The sequence below is a fragment of the Streptomyces sp. LS1784 genome (assembly GCF_020103755.1).
Lineage (GTDB): Bacteria > Actinomycetota > Actinomycetes > Streptomycetales > Streptomycetaceae > Kitasatospora.
On sequence record NZ_JAHSQD010000811.1, the window covers coordinates 1 to 2796 of the forward strand.

Sequence of the window (2796 nt, forward strand, 5' to 3'; positions counted from 1 at the left end):
ACCGCCCGCACTGCCGGGCGCACCGCCGCCGGGCCCCGGCGCTGCTCGGCGGTCCGGCGATGTCGCTGCGCTGTCCAGTAGGCCGGGTCGGCGCCGTGCGCGACGGCGTCGAGATCGGCGTGGATCTCGCGGGCCCGCAGCAACTCGGCGGTGGTGAGGTGCATCAGCACCACCATGACCGCCGCCAGGGCCAGGTCCCGGGCCGGCGGCGCCGGCGGGGGCGAGTGGAAGGTGGGCGCGAGGACGGCGGGCAGCAACTCCCGTCCGACGACCACCACGAAGGGGAGGACCACGCAGACGAGGAACACCCGCCAGAGCGCGATGGTCAGGTAGGTCAGGTCGACGTCCCGGTTGCGGAGGTGGGCGTACTCGTGGAGCAGCGTCGCCTCGAAGGCCCGGCGGTCCGTCCGGTACAGCGTTACCAGGCCCAGGTCCAGGCGGAGGCTGTACCGTCCGAACCGTCCGAGGGCGACGGCGTTCGCGGTGAACGGCGTCGCCTGGTCCACCGTGAACGCGGGTGTTCGCGGGAGCCCGCAGCGGGTCGCGAGCGCGGTCAGCCAGTCGGTGAGCTCGGCGTGGTCGAGCGGGACGGTCCGGACCCGGTGCTGCTTCCAGCGCGGGATCAGCAGGTGGACCACGACCGCGAGGACCAGGACCACCGCGGTGGCGAGCAGTGGCAGCCCCAGCAGCTTCCACCGGCCCACGTGGGTGTCGAGGCACCAGCGGTAGGCCGGATCGCTCAGCGGCAGGTAGTTGGCCAGGCTGGTGTGGTTCGGGTCGGCGCCGGCCGCCAGCGCGCAGCCCGCGGTGGTGTTGCGCGGGTCGGTCACCAGGAGCAGCAGGTCCGAGAGCATGGCCAGCGAACCGGCGGTGAACACGCCGGCCAGCAGCACGAAGCGCCGGGTCGTCCCCGCTCCGGGCCGGGGGAAGGGGAGCCGGGCGCTCCGACGCCCTGGTCCTGCCTCGGTCATCCGCTTCCCCGGCCGCTCCGCCGGGTCATCCCTCGCCCTCGGCGCTCCGCTCCGGTCCTTCCGCGGCGTGCGGCAGGAGCGCGAGCCGCCGCACCACGCCGTCGGCGATCCGCTCGGCCTGCTCGGGGGTCAGGCCGGTCTGCCGGGTTGCCTCCAGCACGCACTGTTCCACCGAGGCCAACTGTTCCTGGGCGAGGGCGGGAACGGTGATGGGCACCGGGGTCCGGCGGCGGCGGAAGAGGCCGCGGCGGGCGAGCCCGGACCGGCTCGTCCGTTCCGCCACCGCGTCGACGACCCGCCGGACGGACTCGTCCACGGCGATCCAGACGGCGGGCGTCAGCAGGACGCCGATCTCCTCCAGCCCGAAGCCCAACGGCTCGCCCCGGGTGGGCCGGGAGCTGAGGCGCTCCAGCGCCGTCTCGGGGTCGAGCCCGTGCAGCGACTCGGCCAGCGGCAGCTCCGCCGGGGCGAGTCGGGCGATCACCGCGGTGACGATGGCGTCCCGCAGGTCCCCGGTCGGCGGCGCCGGGAGGGCAACGGTGGCCGGCGGCTCCGGCTGGGGCTCAGCCGAGGGACTGGAGTTCATTCTGCTCCTTGGCGACCAACTGGTCGACGGCGGTGGGGTCGAGAGGGTGGACAACAAGGTCGATCCGGTATGCGTAGTCCCAGAACTCGGAGTGACCGGAGGCGTTCGCGTCGGCCTGGTTCTCGGCGGAGGCCTGGTCGAAGAGCGGGCCACCGGCCGGGTTGTTGCAGGTGAGCTTCCCGCTCAGGCTCGTCCCGGTCAGCTGGTAGGGCTGCAGGCCGCTGCGGCACCCGCCGGCCTCCCGGCCGCCGGTGGTGATGGAGCCCACCGTCAGCTCGATGTACACCTTGTCCAGGAGGTACGCCGCCGAGGAGGCGTTGTAGACGGGGCCGGAGAAGGCGACGTTCACCAGGCAACCCGTGTGACTGCAGACGACGTTGCTCGCGCCGTCGTTCTGCTGCAGGATCTGGACCGAGCCGCCGGTCGTGGCGGTGGCGAGCTCCTTGGTGTACTGCACGACCTTGCCGTACAGGCCGGTGGCGTCGGTGACCGGAGTGAGGTCGATGCCGAGCGAGTTGGTGAGCGGCGTGTGGGCCTCCAGCGACCTCGGCTGCCGGCTCGACGGGTCCTTCGCCATCGCCTTCAGCCCGGCCATCGCCGTGACCGGGTTCGGCGGTTCCCAACGGAGCACCCGGTAGGGGGCGTTCTTCGTGACGTACAGATAGCCCTGGACGGTGTCGGCCCGCCAGGCCGGCTGCCCGGCCACGGTGACGGCGGCGGCGGCCTGGTCGCCGACCACCGGGAAGCGGGGCTGCTGGTCGAGGGCCGTGCTCAGCGTCGCGGCGAGCTTCGCGGGCGTCGCGTACGTCGCGAGCATCGGGCCCATGTTCTTCTCGTCGTTGCCCGGGTCGTAGATCCAGCCCTTCAGCTGGGCGTCGTTCCGGTAGCTCAGGTAGTCGCGCCCGGCGACCGTCACCAGGTCCTGGGCCACCTTGTCTGAGAAGTCCGCGCTCTCGCCCACGGTGCCGTACCGCTCCGCCGTGGCCGTCACGGTGACGTCGTAGTAGCCGGTGTACTGGTCGTGGTCCTGGTAGCGCACCCCCGGCGTCCGGGCGAGCGCGGCCAGTGCCTGGGTGAAGGGCTCGCTCACCTCCTGCTTCGGGCCGTCCCCGTCCGGCAGCACCAGGACGACGGTCAGGGCGGCCAGCAGGGCGAGGACGACCGCGCCCGCCACCGCGAGCCGGTTCCGCCGACGCCGCCACCACGGCCCGGGCCCGGCAGGCGCGGGGCCCGACAGTG

Annotated in this window: 2 protein-coding genes and 1 pseudogene; all 3 read right to left on the minus strand. The window is 73.4% G+C overall.

Annotation, left to right across the window (positions count from 1 at the left end; genetic code table 11):
• On the minus strand, positions 1–971 hold a 971-nt coding region (locus KS423_RS42730), incomplete at its 3' end, for a M48 family metalloprotease (RefSeq protein ID WP_224285088.1).
• A gap of 25 nt (positions 972–996) precedes the next feature.
• Positions 997–1557 (minus strand): hypothetical protein, encoded by a 561-nt coding sequence (locus KS423_RS42735; protein WP_224285089.1) that lies wholly within the window; start codon positions 1555–1557, stop codon positions 997–999.
• Positions 1535–2796, minus strand: a pseudogene (locus KS423_RS42740) (hypothetical protein); the annotation flags it as partial. The gene KS423_RS42735 and the pseudogene KS423_RS42740, both read right to left, overlap by 23 nt.